17 protein-coding genes are annotated in these 16867 nt (G+C 56.9%); 9 read left to right on the top strand and 8 right to left on the bottom strand.

The window, feature by feature from the left end; all coding sequences use genetic code 11:
- Positions 1–933, bottom strand: a 933-nt coding sequence (locus Q1J88_RS10855; RefSeq protein WP_301117704.1) for a phospholipid carrier-dependent glycosyltransferase, incomplete at its 3' end; no start/stop codon positions are given.
- A 129-nt stretch (positions 934–1062) separates the two neighbouring features.
- Complete coding sequence (locus Q1J88_RS10860) at positions 1063–2100, bottom strand: glycosyltransferase family 2 protein (RefSeq protein WP_301117705.1); 1038 nt, start codon at positions 2098–2100, stop codon at positions 1063–1065.
- 322 nt (positions 2101–2422) lie between these two features.
- On the opposite strand from Q1J88_RS10860, the gene Q1J88_RS10865 reads away from it, so the two are divergent.
- From Q1J88_RS10865 to Q1J88_RS10875, 3 genes are read left to right on the top strand one after another with little or no spacing between them, the layout of a single operon-like run.
- Entirely contained in the window at positions 2423–2830 is a 408-nt protein-coding gene (locus tag Q1J88_RS10865) for a group III truncated hemoglobin (RefSeq protein WP_301117706.1), read from the top strand.
- On the top strand, positions 2823–4031 hold the full coding sequence (locus Q1J88_RS10870; RefSeq protein ID WP_301117707.1) for an NnrS family protein: 1209 nt from the start codon (positions 2823–2825) through the stop codon (positions 4029–4031). Before Q1J88_RS10865 ends, Q1J88_RS10870 begins: the two co-directional genes overlap by 8 nt.
- Positions 4028–4498: an Rrf2 family transcriptional regulator gene (locus tag Q1J88_RS10875; RefSeq protein ID WP_301117708.1), complete on the top strand. Its 471-nt coding sequence runs from the start codon at positions 4028–4030 to the stop codon at positions 4496–4498. Before Q1J88_RS10870 ends, Q1J88_RS10875 begins: the two co-directional genes overlap by 4 nt.
- A 59-nt stretch (positions 4499–4557) precedes the next feature.
- On the opposite strand, the gene serA is transcribed toward Q1J88_RS10875, so the two are convergent.
- Positions 4558–5790: a phosphoglycerate dehydrogenase gene (gene serA / locus Q1J88_RS10880; protein ID WP_301117709.1), complete on the bottom strand. Its 1233-nt coding sequence runs from the start codon at positions 5788–5790 to the stop codon at positions 4558–4560.
- Between the two features lie 104 nt (positions 5791–5894).
- Between serA and Q1J88_RS10885 the strand changes: the two genes are divergently transcribed.
- Entirely contained in the window at positions 5895–6353 is a 459-nt protein-coding gene (locus tag Q1J88_RS10885; RefSeq protein ID WP_301117711.1) for a hemerythrin domain-containing protein, read from the top strand.
- A 54-nt stretch (positions 6354–6407) separates the two neighbouring features.
- Here Q1J88_RS10885 and Q1J88_RS10890 read toward each other — a convergent pair whose 3' ends face one another.
- On the bottom strand, positions 6408–7112 hold the full coding sequence (locus tag Q1J88_RS10890) for a pirin family protein (protein ID WP_301117713.1): 705 nt from the start codon (positions 7110–7112) through the stop codon (positions 6408–6410).
- 98 nt (positions 7113–7210) lie between these two features.
- Between Q1J88_RS10890 and Q1J88_RS10895 the strand changes: the two genes are divergently transcribed.
- Entirely contained in the window at positions 7211–8125 is a 915-nt protein-coding gene (locus tag Q1J88_RS10895) for a LysR family transcriptional regulator (protein WP_301117714.1), read from the top strand.
- A gap of 71 nt (positions 8126–8196) precedes the next feature.
- Here the strand turns inward: Q1J88_RS10895 and Q1J88_RS10900 are convergent, their stop codons facing one another.
- A complete protein-coding gene (locus Q1J88_RS10900; protein ID WP_301117715.1) occupies positions 8197–8538 on the bottom strand; it encodes a two pore domain potassium channel family protein in 342 nt (113 codons plus the stop codon).
- Positions 8539–8782: 244 nt separating this feature from the next.
- Here Q1J88_RS10900 and sugE point away from each other — a divergent pair, with 244 nt between their 5' ends.
- The 3 genes from sugE (at position 8783) to nirK (ending at position 12228) form a co-directional block, all read left to right on the top strand.
- A complete protein-coding gene (sugE, locus tag Q1J88_RS10905) occupies positions 8783–9097 on the top strand; it encodes a quaternary ammonium compound efflux SMR transporter SugE (protein ID WP_301117716.1) in 315 nt (104 codons plus the stop codon).
- A 16-nt stretch (positions 9098–9113) separates the two neighbouring features.
- The gene (gene ggt, locus Q1J88_RS10910; RefSeq protein WP_301117717.1) at positions 9114–10718 is read left to right on the top strand and encodes a gamma-glutamyltransferase; all 1605 of its coding nucleotides are present in this window, start codon (positions 9114–9116) and stop codon (positions 10716–10718) included.
- A 124-nt stretch (positions 10719–10842) separates the two neighbouring features.
- Positions 10843–12228, top strand: a complete 1386-nt coding sequence (nirK, locus tag Q1J88_RS10915) for a copper-containing nitrite reductase (RefSeq protein WP_301117718.1) — start codon at positions 10843–10845, stop codon at positions 12226–12228.
- 72 nt (positions 12229–12300) lie between these two features.
- Here nirK and ada read toward each other — a convergent pair whose 3' ends face one another.
- The 3 genes from ada to Q1J88_RS10930 all read right to left on the bottom strand — a co-directional run bounded on the left by ada (position 12301) and on the right by Q1J88_RS10930 (position 15801).
- A complete protein-coding gene (gene ada, locus Q1J88_RS10920) occupies positions 12301–13206 on the bottom strand; it encodes a bifunctional DNA-binding transcriptional regulator/O6-methylguanine-DNA methyltransferase Ada (RefSeq protein WP_301117719.1) in 906 nt (301 codons plus the stop codon).
- A gap of 98 nt (positions 13207–13304) precedes the next feature.
- Entirely contained in the window at positions 13305–14381 is a 1077-nt protein-coding gene (locus tag Q1J88_RS10925) for a PA0069 family radical SAM protein (protein ID WP_301117720.1), read from the bottom strand.
- A 67-nt stretch (positions 14382–14448) separates the two neighbouring features.
- Positions 14449–15801 carry a tetratricopeptide repeat protein gene (locus tag Q1J88_RS10930; RefSeq protein WP_301117721.1) on the bottom strand — a complete coding sequence of 451 codons (1353 nt, stop codon included), beginning with the start codon at positions 15799–15801 and terminating at the stop codon, positions 14449–14451.
- Positions 15802–16075: 274 nt separating this feature from the next.
- On the opposite strand from Q1J88_RS10930, the gene Q1J88_RS10935 reads away from it, so the two are divergent.
- A complete protein-coding gene (locus Q1J88_RS10935) occupies positions 16076–16819 on the top strand; it encodes a sulfite exporter TauE/SafE family protein (protein WP_301117722.1) in 744 nt (247 codons plus the stop codon).
- Positions 16820–16867: the final 48 nt, after the last annotated feature.

Genomic DNA, 16867 nt, shown 5'->3' on the forward strand with positions numbered 1-16867 from the left:
AAACACCAAGATCAATATAAACCAGACAACCATCAAGCTGCGCAGCGCAGGGCCGTTTTCGGCGGCCCAATATTTACGTTGAAACAGGCGCCACAGCTGCGATGACCAAGGCAAGGTAAGTACCAGCAGAATCGGCAAATAAAACCAGAACGGTCGCGCGTTGTTGAACCCGCCTTCAAGATAGCGATGGAAGTGCTGGTAAAGAATGTAGTAATCGAAGAAGCCCTCGTACCGCGCCTGCATGGCCATCATCCAGGGCAAGGCAACGGCAAGCAGCAAGGCAAAGCCGGGTAGCCACAGCAGGGACACTATCAGGCGAAACTGCCCTCTGGCCAGCAGCCACACACCCACCACCCCGACCGGTAGAACGATACCGATGAGCCCTTTAGCCAGAAATCCCAGAGCCAGCGCCACGTAGGCCAGGGCCAGAACGCCCTTATACGCTTTGCCTGCCTCGCAACGCAGGGCAGCCGAGGACGCGAGCACTATGGTGGCGGTAATGATGCCTGCCACCAGCATGTCAAGGTTGGCGTAATGAGACGCGCCAAATACGAAGGGCTGCACGGCCAGAACCAATGCCGCGATGGCAGCGTGCAAGCGAGTTGCATGTGCCTTCAGGAACCAGAAGATGCTGGCGACCATTACCGTGGCTCCCGCGACTGATGCCAGCCTGGCCGCCCATTCATTGGCACCAAAAGCCCAAAGGGAAGTCGCCGTAAGCCAATAAAACAGAGGTGGCTTGTGGAAAAAAGGCAATCCATTCAGAAGCGGCACGCCCCACTCACCCTGGTTGAGCATATTCCAGGCTACGCCCACATAGCGGCCTTCGTCGGGCAGCAACAAGGGCCACGACCACGTTGAGGCGGCAAACCATATAAACGCAAGACTGGCGACAAGCCAGGTGGAGTGGACGCGAAGAAGCGTAGTCGTCAAAGTCTTTGGCGGCTGCATGATCAAGGTTATGTGTGAACGGCTACAGGGGCGTTGGTGCTGCGCCCATAGCGCAGGTCGATGCCGCGCAATGCTGCGGCGAAGGGATATGGCAGAGACTGCCGCGCTTTATCATTGATTAATGACGCGACTGGCGCTTTGGCGGCGCCTTTCGGCTGCAAAGAATTCTGGTTGTGTCAGCGACATTCGTTGCCCCAGGCCCTGACCCTTCTGATTGCGAACAAGGTACAGGGGGCGGTTCTTCACTTCGCCGAAAATGCGGGCGATGTATTCTCCCAGTACGCCGATGGAGATCAGATTGATGCCCGCAAAAAACAGGACGACAGTAATGAGCGAAGCCCAGCCCTGAACCGGATCTCCGAACATAAAGTATTTGACGATAATGAACAGGCCATAGGCGAAAGACAGCAGTGACAAGACAATGCCGCACATGCTTAACAGGCGTAACGGCCAGGTAGTGAAAGCCGTCAGGCCATCAAGGGCAAAATGAAACAGCTTGAAGGGTTTGAAGCTGGTGGCTCCGTATAGCCGTTGTGGCGGCGTATAGGTAAAGGGCTCGGTCTTGAACCCCACCCAGGCAAACAATCCCTTCATGAAGCGGTTACGCTCGGGCAGCAGCAGCAAGGCATCGACCACCTTGCGGTCCATCAGACGAAAATCACCGGCGTTCTCGGGCACCGTGATGCCGCCCGAGGTTCGCATCAAGCGGTAAAAGCACTTGGTACCCACACGCTTGAATACGGATTCGTCTTCGCGTGTGGCTCGTACCGCATACACCATATCAATGCCCTGCCGCCAACGTTCGAGCATGGGGGCAATGAGCGCAGGAGGGTGCTGCAGATCGGCGTCGAGGGTCACTACCACCTGCCCGCGAGCGGCCTCGAGACCTGCGCTGAGAGCCGCCTCTTTGCCGAAGTTTCGCGACAGCTGTATATACACCACTTGCGGATGCTGGCGTGCCAATGCATCGAGAACATCCGGCGTGCTGTCGGTACTGCCGTCATCGACGACGATGATTTCATAGGCGGAGGCAAGCGAGGAAACGGCGGCGATAAGACCGGGAATCAAAACGCCTAGGTTTTCAGCCTCGTTAAGGCAAGGCACCACGCAACTGATGGTAGAAGGTTGGTCGAGTGTCTTGTCTGGCATCGGCGCGGCGTAGTGAATTGTTACTACGCGGAGGGGAAGTTAACTGCTAAATCAACAATGTATGTGGAAATGTAAATCAGCCCACCGGCCTATGCAATGAAAAACGAACTGAACTAGGGTTAGTCTGTATGCATGCCACCACAAAACGTAACCAAGAACATTCTCTTCCACTGATTCCGGGCAAGCTCCTTGACCGACAAGCGCCGATTCTATAAGATTCATTACATATATATCTTTAAGTCTTTCAAGCATTCGAAACCTGCCCGGCATCTTGACTCGTTGCTAGGCTAGTCTTAATCCCTACCGCTTTACCGGAGGCCCGATGGCCACTCGCGACGAACTTTGTACCGAAGAAGAAGTCTCCACGCTCGTTTATAGCTTCTACGCTCGTGTCAGGGCCGATACGGTTCTTGGCCCCATTTTCGATGCCCATATCGACGACTGGGATCACCACCTGAAAAAAATGGTGAGTTTCTGGTCGTCGCTGTTGCGAGGTACGGCAACCTATCAGGGTGCTCCCATGCCCAAGCACATCGCGCTTCCCAATCTAAGCGCCGAACTGTTTCAACGCTGGTTAGCCCTGTTTCACGACACTACCCAAACCTTGCCAAACCGCCCGTTTGCTGAACGTGCCGAAGAGTTCGCCCACCGCATCGCTCGCAGCCTCTGGTATGGGTACCAACTTCACAATCAGCCCGATCAGCCCGTCACCGAGGTCTTCCATGGCTAATGCCAGGGCCATCCCGGTGTCGTTGCACGACCCGCAAGAACCGGCAAGGCAAGATCCCGGTTGGAAAGCCTTCCTCGATCTCGGTTTTCGTCCCTTATATATTGCAGGCTGCGCCTGGGCCGCAGTTTCCATCCTGATCTGGATATTCGCGCCGCAGTGGCTGTCAGGTCCATTGCACGGTGTCGCGTGGCATGCGCACGAAATGCTGTGGGGCTTTGTGGCCACCATCGCTATCGGTTTCCTCCTGACCGCCAGCGCAACATGGACCGGCTTCAATCCCCTGAAGGGCATCCCCCTTGCTATGGCTTGTGTTTTGTGGATGGTAGCCCGCGCGGGCTACCTGGCGGGTAGCGTACCGGCCTTCTATGTCGCCGCCGCAGCCGAATCCCTGTTGTTTCTTCTGAGCGCTGTGGTTCTGTTGAAAGTCATGCTCAAGGGTAAAAGCAAACGCAATTACGGCGTTCCCTTTCTGGTATTGGGATTGGGCCTGGCCAACTGCCTGTTCTTGCACAGCGCCCGAGCCGGCGATTACCTGATTCTGATGCAGCACTTCGAGTTGGGCTTGATCTGCATGGCTGTCATCGCCCTGCTGGTTGCACGACGGGTCGTGCCGTTTTTCGCCATGCGCGCCATACCGGGCCTGAGCATTCCCATGCTTACACGCAGCGGGCAAGTTCAATTGGTGTTGAGTGTGACTGCCATTGCCCTGGGGCTGGCCGGCCAGCCTGTCGTCATGGCGGCTGCCCTGGCAGTTACGGGCCTGATCAGCCTGTATCAGACCATTCGCTGGAAGCCCCAGGCCGTCATACATAAACCCATTCTATGGATCTTGTATCTTGGCTATGCCGCAATGGGGGTCGGATTACTGTTTGCAGCGGGTCACCTGGCAGGCTGGGGCACGGGCGTACTGCAGCGCTCTGCGGTCTATGTGCACCTGATAGGCATGGCCGGGTTTTCCATATTGATCATCGGCATGGTCACGCGCACTGCCCTTGGCCACCTGGGGCGCCCCTTGCAATTGGACCGCAGTATGGTCGTCAGCTACTGGCTGGTCATTTTTGCTGTAGTCTTGCGCCTGGCCGCTCTTGCGCCCACCGCTGCAATGCAAGCTCTGCTGCACGCGTCCGCCACGGCTTGGTCGCTGGCTTTCGCGTTGTACTTGTGGCGTTTCGTCCCAATGCTTATTCGACCTCGTCTATGAGACTCACTCAGCACAGCGATTACGCCATGCGCCTGCTTATGTATGTGGGCCAACACCCCGATCGTCTTTGCACGATTTCCGAGGTTGCCCGCGCCTACGATATTTCAGAGCCCCATCTGATGAAGGTAACCCATCGACTTGGCCAAAACGGCTGGATCGATACCATTCGAGGAAAAAACGGCGGCATGCGTTTGGCCAAGCCGCCCAAGGACATAAGATTAGGCGCTGTCTTGCGCGACACCGAAACCGATCTGGCGCTGGTCGAATGCCTCGGGCCAAACAACCGATGTTCACTTTCTACCGGTTGCGGACTGACCGGCATCGTACACGGCGCCTTGCAGGCGTTTCTTGAATACTTCGACCAATACACCTTGGCCGACATCTTGCCTTCGGCGCCCCCGGCTACGGGGCCCTCGGCGATGGCGCCGCCGACGAAGCAACCCAAGGTAGTCAACTGGGTCAAGTAAGCCGGCTGATCAAAGCAGCATCAACCGGCCCCCCCGGGGCCGGATTGATGCCTGAGACATCAGGTGATCAGATCACAGCGCACGGTGATGGGGTGGGCACGCAGGTCTGCCATCACTGCGTCGTCGACCTTGCCTTCCACATCCGTAATCACGTATCCGATCTGGCCCAGCGTTTGCAGTTGCTGGCTGGCAATGTTCAGCCCGTGTTCGGCCATCAAGCTGCTAAGCGTACCCATGGCACCAGGCAAATTACGATGCACGTGCAGGATGCGTGCGGCCCCGGCCGGCTCGACGTAGGGGATTTCGGGGAAGTTGACCGCACCCTTGGTGGTTCCGCTTTTTACAAAGCGCACGAGTTTTTCAGCGACTTCCCTACCGATGTTCTCTTGCGATTCTTGCGTGCTGCCACCGATGTGCGGCGTAAGAATGACGTTGCGCATACCGATAAGCGGGCTATCGAGGGGCTCGTCGACACTTTTGGGTTCGGTGGGAAACACATCGATCGCGGCACCGGAAAGGTGGCCGGCCAGAAGCGCTTCTCGCAGGGCGTCGATGTCGACCACCGTACCGCGCGAGGCGTTGATAAGTATCGCCCCCTTGCGCATGGCTGCAAGCGCCTCGGCATCAATGATATTGCGAGTGCTGCGTCCACCTGGCACGTGAAGCGTGACCACATCGGACTGCGCCAGCAATTGCTTCAGCGTGGTGCAGGCGCGCGCGTTGCCCAGTGGCAGCTTGGCTTCAATGTCGTGAAACAGCACGCGCATGCCGACGGCTTCGGCCAAGGTACCTACCTGTGAGCCGATATTGCCGTAGCCGATGATGCCCAGGGTTTTGCCGCGCGCCTCGTAGGCGCCATCGGCAGTCTTGTCCCAAAACCCATGATGTACGCGGTCGTTCTTCTCGGGAATGCGTCGCAGAAGCAAAATTGCTTGCCCCAAAACCATTTCGGCCACCGAACGGGTATTGGAGAAGGGAGCATTGAACACGGGAACCCCCCGCATCATCGCCGCGTCAAGGTCAACCTGGTTGGTACCGATGCAGAAGCATCCAATGGCACGCAGCTCGGGCAGATCAGCAAGCAAGGCGGCATCAAGGTGGGTACGCGACCGGATGCCGACCAGTTGTGCATCGCGAAGCTCGTCGCGCAGCATTTCGGGCGGCAAAGCCGACTTGTGTACCGAGATGTCGTTGAAGCCCGCAGCCTCAAAAACTTCGCGGGCGCTTGCATGGATATTCTCAAACAGAACAATACGAGTCATATGCCTTCCAAAGCTAACGGCCAAAAGCATATTGTGACGCATCGCAGCGATTTCGTCGTCCACAGCCCTTCGGCGACAAGGGATAAATGTTGCTATGATAAGGCGACTATGCGTTTGCTTTTGGTAAGACTGTGATGATCACCACTGATGAATTGAGCTGGACCGATGCCTTTCTGGTCGGCTTTCCTCCCATGGATGACACCCACCGCGAATTCGTCGACATCGTGGGTGCAATGCTGCAGGCCGAAGATGATGCCCTGCTCGGCCATCTGAAGGCCCTCATCACGCATAGCGAACACCACTTTTCCCAAGAAGAAGCGTGGATGCAAAAGACAGAGTTTCCGGCAACTGAATGCCACACCAATGAACACGCCGCCGTTCTGACGTCGATGCGCGAAGTCGCCACCTATCTCGAAGAAGGCGGCGCCCCCAGCGAAGCCCGGCGTCTGGCCGTCGAGCTCTCGCGCTGGTTTCCCGGCCATACCGACTACCTCGATGCTTCGTTGGCGCAGTGGGTAACCAAAAAGCAACTCGGCGGTGTTCCCATTGTCGTGCGCCGAGGCGTCGCCAACCACGACGAATCCGCCGACTAGATTCAGCCAGTGCCTGGCCATGGCTTGCAACCATGGCATGCACCACCGCCGGGCTTATTCCGGCAGGTCAAACAGCAACACCTCAGCGCCGCTCGCGCCAGACAACACCACTTGTGCGGCTCCGCCCGTGTGCGCCGCATCGCCGGCCGCCAGCGACTCACCATTCACCTTCACTTCGCCGCGAGCCACATGAACATAGGCGATACGGCCCGGTAACACATCAAAGCTCAAGTCAGGATCGCCGGCCTCGAGAATAGTAGCGTAGAGCGATGCATCCTGATGTATGCGTACCGACCCTTCCTTGCCGTCGGCAGACGCAATAAGTCGCAGGCGACCGCGCTTGTCATCAGGCTCGAAACGCTTCTGCTCGTAGCTTGGTTCGATTCCCGCCTGGGACGGCATGATCCAGATTTGCAGGAAGTGGACCAGATCGGTGTCAGACGGATTGAACTCACTGTGTCTGACACCACTGCCCGCACTCATGCGTTGAACATCGCCATACGTAATGACAGAACCGGTGCCCATGCTGTCCTTATGCTCGAGCTGTCCATCAAGCACATAGGAAATGATTTCCATATCGCGGTGACCGTGCGTTCCAAAGCCTTTGCCTGGCTGCACCCGGTCTTCATTGATCACTCGCAGCGGTCCTACCCCCATGTGTCGGGGATCGTAGTACTCTGCGAACGAGAAAGTGTGCCGCGAACTGAGCCATCCATGCTCTGCAACACCACGTTCGTTACTGCGCCGAATCGTCAACATGACAATCTCCAGAAGTTTGATATAGGTATTTTATTGGCTTACTTTCATGATAAATAGACCCTATTTCAGTTAATATATTCCCAAAATTGGAACGCTCAATGGCTCTGACTGCGAACGACCTGATACTTTTTGCGCATGTGATCGAAGCGGGAAGCTTCTCGCGTGCGGCGGACCGTATCGGTCTGCCGAAATCCACACTGTCGCGCCGCATAACCCAACTGGAAAACCAGTTGGGAGAACGCCTGCTTACCCGGAGCACGCGCAAGCTGACCATCACCGATTTTGGCGAACGCATCCTCGAGCACGCCCGCCGGCTGGTTGAAGAAACCGAAGCTGCGAAATCGCTGGCCCTGCATCGGCAAGTGGTACCCCAAGGCACGTTGCGGATCTCGATGCCGCCTGAATATCGCGAGCTTTCCGTCGTAACCCTGATCCGCCGTTTTCACGAGGCCTATCCGCAGGTAAAGCTTGAGCTGGACCTTTCCGCGCGGCGCGTCGACCTGATCGCCGAGCGGTTCGATCTGGCTGTGCGTATTGCCGGACGGTTGCCCGACGACGGTACCCTTATTGCACGACAAGTAGCCGTGCTGCGCAATGGTTTGTATGCGAGCCCGAACTACCTGGCGCAGCACGGTATACCCGACAAACCGGCGGATCTTCTTCATCACACCGGGCTGGTCATCATCCCCAGCAGTGGCGAGGTCGAACCGTGGCGATTGTCTTGCGATGGCGAACGATGGGAAGGTCTTCCAGACAATGTCATTTCATCCAACGCCTTGGGATTGCAACAGGCCCTGGCTATCGAGGGCATGGGCATCGTGGGCTTGTCAGAAAGGTTCGCCCACAAGAACGTTGAAAAAGGCATGCTGGTTCCCGTGTTGCCTGGCTGGACCTTGCCTACCGTAACAGCCTGGTGCGTCATGCCCGGCCGCCGTCTGCTACCCGAACGTACACGGGCCTTCGTTGAATTGTTCAAGCAAATACTGGACGAGGATGGTTGCGCACCCGCCTGACGGACTCTTGCTCAGTAAGCAGCAGCAGGGTGGGCACGGGGCGCGCCCACACTTGTATCGTGTCGGTACTCCTATTCTTCGTCCAGGTGTAGCTTATGGACGATGCGATGCGCCAGGGGTGCCAGAATCAGACCCAAAGTTGCGACAAACATCAGGCTGACCACAATGCTGTACAGGGTGAAAAATATCTTGCCCCCCACGGTCGCAGGCAAAATATATGGCCCCAGGCCCGACACGATCATGGCCGTGTTAAGCAATGCATCGTGCCAGTTCACAGGCTCGAACCACAGGTGCGCCACCAGGCCGATAGCCAGCGTAATCACAATCAACAATACCGCGCACAACACATGATTGATGAGACGCCTGTAGAACCGGGCAGCCGGCAATAACGGCTCGCGCTTGGACTCGTACATCGACAATGCCCTTGTGATGATATGGCTGCAAACGGGCACGAGTATAGGAACGCCCCTGCACAAGGTCAACACGACATGTTAAAAGCCAGCTTCATGCATTGTGGCAGTTCGCTCCACGCACTGTCTGATATTGGCCAGTGAGCCAGGCCCAAACGAATTCAAGTATCATTTCCCAAGCAGCGGGGACGACCCCACTCGCTTATTCCACTCGGGACGGCCCGGCTCACATAAACAGGAGAGCCGCATGGCTTGGATCGCATTATTCGTTGCAGGAATTCTGGAAGTTATCTGGGCCTTCTACATGAAGCAGTCCCACGGTTTCACCAGGCTGGGACCTTCCCTTATCACTTTGGTGGCAATGGTCGCCAGCTTTGCATTGCTGGCTTTTTCGATGCGCAGCCTGCCCCTTGGAACCGCCTACACAATCTGGACCGGCATAGGCGCAGTTGGCGCCTTTCTGGTTGGGCTTGTCATTCTGGGCGAACCTGCGCACCTCATGCGCCTTATCGCTGCGGGACTCATTGTCTCCGGCCTGATCTTGATGAAGATCGCTTCTTAATCAGGTGTCCATTTTGATGTCACAGACGCAGAACACATTTGACCCTTCCCTGCCCTATGGATCGCGGCGTCCCGTAGTGTGTGCTGCCAATATTGTGGCGACCTCCCAACCGCTTGCAGCTCAGGCCGGATTACACATGTTGCAGAACGGGGGGAATGCAGTCGATGCTGCACTTGCCGCCGCCATTGCCCTGACAGTAGTCGAACCAACAGGTACGGGCGTGGGCGGCGATGCATTCGCCATTGTGTGGGACGGAGCAGCCCTGCACGGGCTGAATTCCTCCGGGTACAGCCCTGCCGCGTGGAACCGTGATGTGTTCGCCGGCATGGATCAAATGCCTGCGCGCGGTTGGGCGAGTGTGACAGTGCCCGGAGCCGTTGCCGCCTGGCACGAGCTTAGCCATCGCATGGGCCGCCTTCCCTTCGAGCGTCTGTTTGAGCCTGCCATCAACTATGGGCGCGCAGGCTTTGCCGTGAGCCCCATCATCAGCAGGCTGTGGGCCACCATCGCGCCAAAGTATAAGGACCAACCGGGCTACCGCGACTACTTCATGCCCCAGGGCCGAACCCCCGCACCCGGCGAACTGTTCCGCAACCCCGACCTGGCTGACTCATTGCAACAGATTGCCGCCACCAACGGTGATGCCTTCTACCGCGGACAGCTTGCCGAGGCACTGCTGACACATTGCGACGCAAACGGAGGCCTGATGTCGCACGACGACCTGGCGCAGTTCAAGCCGGAGTGGTGCGGCACCATTCAGCATTCTTTTGCAGGTGCCGAGATTCACGAGATCCCGCCCAATACCCAAGGCCTGGCGGCGCTGATTGCACTAGGCATTCTGGAGCACTTCGACCTTGCCCGATACGGCCCCGACAGCCTGCCGACGACGCACCTGAGCATTGAGGCCATGAAACTTGCATTTGCGGATCTTCACGCACATGTCAGCGACCCGACCAGCATGGCCGTGCCGGCCCAAAGCCTGCTCGACCCCGAATATCTCAAGTCGCGTGCAGAGCTGATCGACCCGGACCGGGCGGGTGACTTTGGCCCCGGCGCGCCATCACAAGGTGGAACCGTCTATGTCGCAGCGGCCGACGACAGCGGAATGATGGTGTCTTTCATTCAATCAAATTACGAAGGTTTCGGCTCTGGCGTAGTGGTACCAGGCACCGGCATAAGCCTTCAGAACCGTGGAATGGGTTTCAGCCTTCAACCCGGGCATCCAAACGAGGTGGGCCCTCGCAAGCGCCCATTCCATACGATTATCCCCGGTTTTGCAATGCGCAACGGTCAACCCCTGATGACATTTGGAGTGATGGGTGGACCGATGCAGGCGCAAGGGCATGTTCAGATGGTGCTGCGAGTACAGCTGTTCGGACAGAACCCGCAGGCGGCATGTGACGCTCCGCGCTGGCAGGTCGTGAATGGACGGCGGGTAATGGTCGAACCGGCGATGTCGCCCGATGTGATCCAGAAGCTTTCCGACATGGGGCACGATATCACGACTGATCGTGGCGAAGCGGCGTTCTCCTTTGGGGGGGCACAAATCATCAAGCGCACGGCACACGGGTATGTGGCCGGCTCCGACCCACGAAAAGATGGCCTGGCCATCGGCTTCTGAGCGAAGTCGGACAGTCGTCTGAACCGATACCGTTCAAATTGATACGAAACAACGCAAAACAGTGTCTTCTGTCGCATAATGGAAGTGCAGTTCCCGTTCAAAGTACAAACTTCCGAGGAATGCTATGCGAACACTACTGATTCTGTGGGCCCTGATCGCCTCACTTTCCTTCGCCGGACCATCTTTCGCCGCCGAGGCGAAACCTCAGGGTACGGTAACCTATCGCCCTGATGTTACCTTTACCCTCCGCACCAGCATTGCCGACGGAAGACTCGTCTACATTGGCGACGCAGGAGCCATCAAGGGCAAGATTAATCCCGACCTGCAAGTACCTGAAAACGCCGTCGTACAGATCAACGTCATCAATGGTGACGGCGCCATCCACGACATCGCTGTGCCGGAGTTCGATGTAAAGTCCGACCAGTTCATGGGCCCCGGCTCATCAACCGCCGTGGTGTTCCGTGCCAATAGAAACGGCGTCTTTGAATATTTATGCACGCTTCCAGGCCACAAGGCTGCGGGCATGTTTGGCAAACTGATCGTCGGCGAGCCCACTGAATCTGCAGAAAGCACGGCACTCGACATCGTGCAAGACCCCACCGCTGTAGGCACGCCGGTAGGCGACCGCGGACCCGAGCATGTTACGGTTGACCTGGTTACCACCGAAGTCGTCGGTCAACTCGCAAACGGTACTACCTACAAATATTGGACCTTCAACGACAAGGTTCCCGGTCCGTTCATTCGCGTACGCGAGGGTGACACCGTAACAATAAACATGGAGAACGCCGCTGAATCAGCGCATATCCATTCGATCGACCTGCATGCGGTAACCGGCCCCGGCGGCGGCGCTGCAGTCACCCAGGCTGCTCCGGGTCAAACCAAGAGCTTTACCTTCAAGGCCCTGAAGCCCGGCTTGTACGTATACCACTGCGCAACACCCATGGTGGCGCAACACATCACCAATGGCATGTACGGCATGATCCTGGTCGAGCCCGAAGGCGGCCTGCCCAAAGTGGACCGAGAGTTCTACATCATGCAAGGCGAACTGTACACAGCCGAGAAACACGGCACCATGGGCCATCAGGAATTCTCGCTTGAAAAACTGCTGGACGAAAAGCCTGAACACCTGATGTTCAACGGCGCCATGGGAGCTCTTACCGATCGCTACAAGCTTCAGGCCAAGGTGGGCGAAACCGTCCGAATCTTCTTCGGCGTGGGCGGTCCTAACCTGATTTCCAGCTTCCATGTCATTGGCGAGATTTTTGATCGCGTCTACGATCAGGCTTCGCTTACCAGCCCGCCATTGAAAGACGTCCAGACCACCCTGGTTGCTCCGGGAGGCGCTACGGTTGTCGAATTCAAGCTCGACGTTCCTGGTAATTACACTTTGGTAGACCACGCCCTGTCGCGAGCTGAAAAAGGCCTGGCTGGTACGCTGGTGGTAACCGGCGATGAAGATCACAGCATCTTCCATTCGACGGAACCCATCGACCACAGTTCAGGACATTAAACGGTCATCCCGCAGCAATGGGGCGGCGCCAGAGCGCTGCCCTTTTTCTTTTCAGGCGAGCAGCCCCAATAGCTAAACGGTCTGACCACCCAAAAAAATTTCAGATTCCCGGCGCAGCAGTTCTCGCTTGCGTTCTATGCCCCAGCGATAGCCCGCCAATCCACCATCGCGTCGCACCACCCGATGACATGGAATGGCAACGGCAATAGGGTTGGCTGCACAGGCACCAGCCACCGCCCGCACAGCCCCCGGATAGCCGATGCGCTCGGCCAGTTCGGTATAGCTAAGCGTGGCGCCGGCAGGAATATCGCACAGCGCCTGCCACACACGCTGCTGAAACGCCGTACCTCGCACATCAAGCGGCAGTTTGAGTCCGCGCGCAGGTTGCTCGATGAACCCGACCACCTGGGCCACCAGCTTTTCGAACACCGGGTCGGCACCAACGAGTTCGGCACGCGGAAAGCTATCTTGCAGGTTCTTCGTGAGCACGTCGGCATCGTCGCCCAACGATATGGCGCAGACGCCACGTTGACTTTGGGCCACCAAAATCGCGCCGAGTGAGCACTGTCCGACTGCAAAGCGAATGATTGCTCCTTCGCCCCCGGCCCGATATTGCCTGGTCCGCATGCCGAGCAGTTTCTCGGAATTTTCATAAAACCTGCTGGTGGCATTGAAACCCGCGTTGTAAATGGCATCGGTGATGGAGCTTTCGGATAAGATCAGCTGTTGCCTCAAGCGTTGAGCACGATGACCGTTCGCATAGGCTTTGGGAGTCAGCCCTGTTTCCGCCCTGAAAATTCGATGAAGATGATGCGGACTTATCCCTTCCTGGCGTGCCAGCTCTTTCAGGGTTGGCGGGGTGTCCGAGTGTTCAATCAATCGACAGATTCGCTCGACCCTGGCAGCCCGTTCGGCGGTGCCGGTAGAAGTGGCAGTGTCAATTTTGTGCTTGGATGGTCCAGCGGCGGCGGTAGGCATGACCCATGCTCCGAAAATGCTTAACTCGATAACAGCTTAAGTCAGAACGCCACCAAAAGAACTCCGTTTTTTATGCTGCCGCGTTACCCGATGCGACGCTAGAAGAGGGAAAGCTGTGTTGTGCCGGGTGACGGCCGCAGAAAAAGTGCGGTATTCAAGGTGTGACGGGTTTGATTCAGTCCGGCTTTTGCGCACGCTTTCTTGAAACGCTGTTCGATCAGTTGGGCATGAACGCCCGTACCTCTCATTCGCGTACCATAGTTGGAATCGTACGCTTTGCCGCCTCGCATTTGGGTAATCAGATTCATGACATGCGTTGCCTTCAATGGATGATGCCCGCGCAACCACTCTTGAAACAGGCCTGCCACTTCGCGCGGCAGCCTTATGAGTACATACGAAGCCTCGCCGGCTCCCGCATCTTTTGCACTGAACAACACTTTTTCGATTTCGTGGTCGGTGAGCGCCGGGATTATCGGCGCCACGATGACGCCTGTGGGCACACCGGCCGCCCCCAGTTTGCGCAAGGCTTCGATTCGCGCCCTGGGAGAACTGGCGCGTGGCTCGAGCTTGCGGGCGATGTCAGCATCTAAAAAACCCACCGACATCATCACTTTGACAAGGTTCTTCTCTGCCAGACGCTGCAACACAGGAATGTCTTGAGTGACTGACGCCGACTTGGTTGTGATGACTACCGGATGATTGAACTCTGCGAACACCTCGAGCAGTGCAGCGGTGATGCGCAGCCTGCGCTCGATTGGCTGATAGGGGTCGGTGTTGGTTCCCAAGGCAATGACCCGCGGCACATACAAGGGTTTGGAAAGTTCGGCGCGCAAGACCCCGGCTGCATTCACCTTGGAATAAAGAATGGTTTCAAAATCGAGACCTGGCGAGTGATTCAAATAAGCATGGCTAGGGCGTGCATAACAGTAGATGCAACCATGTTCGCAGCCACGATAGGGATTGATGGAGCGGTCGAACGAGATATCGGGCGAGCTATTGCGCGTGATGACGGTTCTGGCGGTTTCAGAACGGACCGTGGTACGAGGCAGCTGTGGTTCGATCTGTTGCGCCTGGATCTGAGCCCAATCATCGACTACCGCAGTTCGTTCGTATTGCTCGAATCGAGACGTGCGATTTGAAATGCTGCCCCTTCCTTTGATGGGGGTGCGCTGCATGGCTGAACAATACTGTATAAAAACACAGTATACTGCAGGGCAGGTGCCGCTTCAATTACACCGCGCGTTATGCGCCGTTGTTCCGGGCCGGCTCTCCATGCCCAAGCCTGCTAAAACTACGTGCCAGAAAATCCCGGTTCAGGCGCCCGCCAGGAACCAGGGCGCACCGTTCATTGGCCAGTGCACGTGCATAATAGGCGTCGCCACCCCGTAGAGCCGCTTCCAGCAATGTCAGGTCGATGATGTCCCGCTGAGCATGACTGCCTCCGAATCCATTCGCAATTCTTCTGGTACTGCTCAGTTGCGCTATTGCGGTTTTGAAATCACCATCCCAAAAAGCTGCAAACCCCTTGGAAAGCGGCAACCCATAGCGTCGCGCCCATTCTTCCGGTTCACCGTCGTCGCTACTCGCTCGCTGCAGATACCCGATGATCTCTTGGACACGCTGTCGCCGGCCGGCACCCAAATTTGCCATCACCGCGTGCCAGTCGTTAAATGGGTAAGAACGGCCATCAACATGCAGCTCCCATCTATCCGCCACTGATGCCCATCTGGCTGCCAGGTCCACATTGACCAGATGAAGTCTCCAAAGCAGGGCCGATGCATCGACCAGATCAAGAGCAATAGCACTGCCATTTTGGGCAATATGTTGATCGTAAATTTCCAATGCCCTGGCATAGTCGCCAATCTCGATGCAATACACAGCGTAGTGCCACCAGTTGTGGCCCTGGAAGAAATTGTCATCGCCGGTCCAATGTGGCTCATTGCGCTGCATCCAGTCCACCCCTTCCCTGGCTCGCCCCTGCATTTCATAGACATGGGCCACCGCATGATGGGCCCAGCAATCCTGCGGCAACAGCTCCACAGCCTCGCGTCCCGACTCTTCCGCCCGCGAGTATTCGCCCGTCTCTTCAAGTCCGAACGCATACATGCCAAGCACAAGGGAATAACCAGGTATGTCAGAGGACCACTGAGGCAGTACGCGCGCAGGACGATCACGCAGCTCTCGCGAATTGGCACGATAAAAATCAATTAAATGGCCAGCTTGCAGCGCGAGAATGTCTAGCGGGTATCGGCTGCTGTGCATGGACAAAGCGTCCGCGGCTATGGTCCATCTTCCCAGCAGAAGCATTTCCAATGCTTCGACATGCGACGTTTCGCGCTCTGTCAATTTCATGTTGCGCAGGTTTCGAACGATGGGTACCGCCGCAGCTGTCAGTTCAGGTTCGGTGGCGAGGGTAAGCAAGTGCGCTTTCAAAATATGGGCCATCGGAAAATCCGGCGCCATTCGAATCGCTGCATCAACCTCAAAAACAGGATCGCCCCGGTAAATATGGAAGGCGTGAATTGCACGGTTGTAGTGATCCGCCGCCTCCCCCGTCGCGCCAGCCAACGCATAGTGTTGAAGATCCCGGTACATGGCGGACTCCACAAAGAAAGACCCGGATCTATTTGACTGCGTGCCTAGACGCAAAGCATTGAATTTTAAGAATTGTTCGAAGCGATACATCCAGACGCAAGTAGGACTGCTGCGGCGCGGATCCCTCCCAAAACCCGGCCATGCTCGATTCCGCTCGCTTGGGCTTCAGAACGAAGAGTGCCTTTCACGCTTAGAATTCGATCAACAGAATCAATTAATGAACTCAAACGCAATGCGCGTCGGCGTATTGAGCAAGTAAGCGGGACTGCCGAAATTGTTAACCGATGCCTCGATCTTGTTTGTAGCTGCCTTTTTGGCTGGCGCATTAAACGCCGTCGCGGGCGGCGGCAGCTTTCTAACCCTTCCAGCGCTTGTGTTTGCAGGTGTGCCCCCGCTCGCGGCCAACGCCACGGGCACCCTAGCGCTATTGCCAGGGTATTTGTCGGGCGCCTGGGCTCTGCGCGACGACATGGAAAAGCTAAGAGGTTTCTCACTCCCGATCTTGTCAATCGCGTCGCTGATCGGAGGCACGCTTGGGGCCCTGTTGCTTTTATGGACGCCGGCGCCGGTTTTCGACATCGTCATTCCATGGTTATTACTGGCCGCCACTATGCTGTTTGCGCTTGCACCAGGTTTTATTACTGCACAGAGCACTTCGCCGGCTTCCAAAAGGCTGGTCATCGTGGTGGTGCTGGCCGTAGCCATTTACGGCGGCTATTTCAACGGAGGCTTGGGAATACTGCTGCTGGCAGCTTTTGGAGCGCTGGGCGTGGGCAATATCAATGCGGCGAACGGCCTGAAGAATCTGGTTTCAGCCTTGCTTACGGCTATTGCCGTACTTGTCTATATTGCCGGTGGCCTTATTTACTGGCCCGAGGCTGTATGGATGATGGTGGGCGCAACGTCCGGTGGTTATGCCGGGGCGCGGGCTTCCAGGCGTGTGCCTGTCAAATACTTGCGCTGGTGCATTGTTGCAGCCGGCGCAGTCATGTCGCTGGTATTTTTCGTTCGCGTATAGATGGTGGGCGGTACTGGGTTCGAACCAGTGACCCCTGCCGTGTGAAGG

Origin of the sequence: Pusillimonas sp., from assembly GCF_029263785.1 — a bacterium.
Taxonomy (GTDB): Bacteria; Pseudomonadota; Gammaproteobacteria; order Burkholderiales; family Burkholderiaceae_B; genus Pusillimonas.

Bases quoted from the DNA above. Each gene is read 5' to 3' on its own strand.
- Q1J88_RS10870 (WP_301117707.1), top strand. From the start codon at position 2,823: ATGGCTAATGCCAGGGCCATCCCGGTGTCGTTGCACGACCCGCAAGAA.
- sugE (WP_301117716.1), top strand. From the start codon at position 8,783: ATGGCTTGGATCGCATTATTCGTTGCAGGAATTCTGGAAGTTATCTGG.
- Q1J88_RS10885 (WP_301117711.1), top strand. From the start codon at position 5,895: ATGATCACCACTGATGAATTGAGCTGGACCGATGCCTTTCTGGTCGGC.
- nirK (WP_301117718.1), top strand. From the start codon at position 10,843: ATGCGAACACTACTGATTCTGTGGGCCCTGATCGCCTCACTTTCCTTC.
- Q1J88_RS10895 (WP_301117714.1), top strand. From the start codon at position 7,211: ATGGCTCTGACTGCGAACGACCTGATACTTTTTGCGCATGTGATCGAA.
- Q1J88_RS10865 (WP_301117706.1), top strand. From the start codon at position 2,423: ATGGCCACTCGCGACGAACTTTGTACCGAAGAAGAAGTCTCCACGCTC.
- Q1J88_RS10900 (WP_301117715.1), bottom strand. From the start codon at position 8,538: ATGTACGAGTCCAAGCGCGAGCCGTTATTGCCGGCTGCCCGGTTCTAC.
- Q1J88_RS10925 (WP_301117720.1), bottom strand. From the start codon at position 14,381: ATGCAGCGCACCCCCATCAAAGGAAGGGGCAGCATTTCAAATCGCACG.
- ada (WP_301117719.1), bottom strand. From the start codon at position 13,206: ATGCCTACCGCCGCCGCTGGACCATCCAAGCACAAAATTGACACTGCC.
- serA (WP_301117709.1), bottom strand. From the start codon at position 5,790: ATGCTTTTGGCCGTTAGCTTTGGAAGGCATATGACTCGTATTGTTCTG.
- Q1J88_RS10860 (WP_301117705.1), bottom strand. From the start codon at position 2,100: ATGCCAGACAAGACACTCGACCAACCTTCTACCATCAGTTGCGTGGTG.
- ggt (WP_301117717.1), top strand. From the start codon at position 9,114: ATGTCACAGACGCAGAACACATTTGACCCTTCCCTGCCCTATGGATCG.
- Q1J88_RS10930 (WP_301117721.1), bottom strand. From the start codon at position 15,801: ATGTACCGGGATCTTCAACACTATGCGTTGGCTGGCGCGACGGGGGAG.
- Q1J88_RS10890 (WP_301117713.1), bottom strand. From the start codon at position 7,112: ATGTTGACGATTCGGCGCAGTAACGAACGTGGTGTTGCAGAGCATGGA.
- Q1J88_RS10875 (WP_301117708.1), top strand. From the start codon at position 4,028: ATGAGACTCACTCAGCACAGCGATTACGCCATGCGCCTGCTTATGTAT.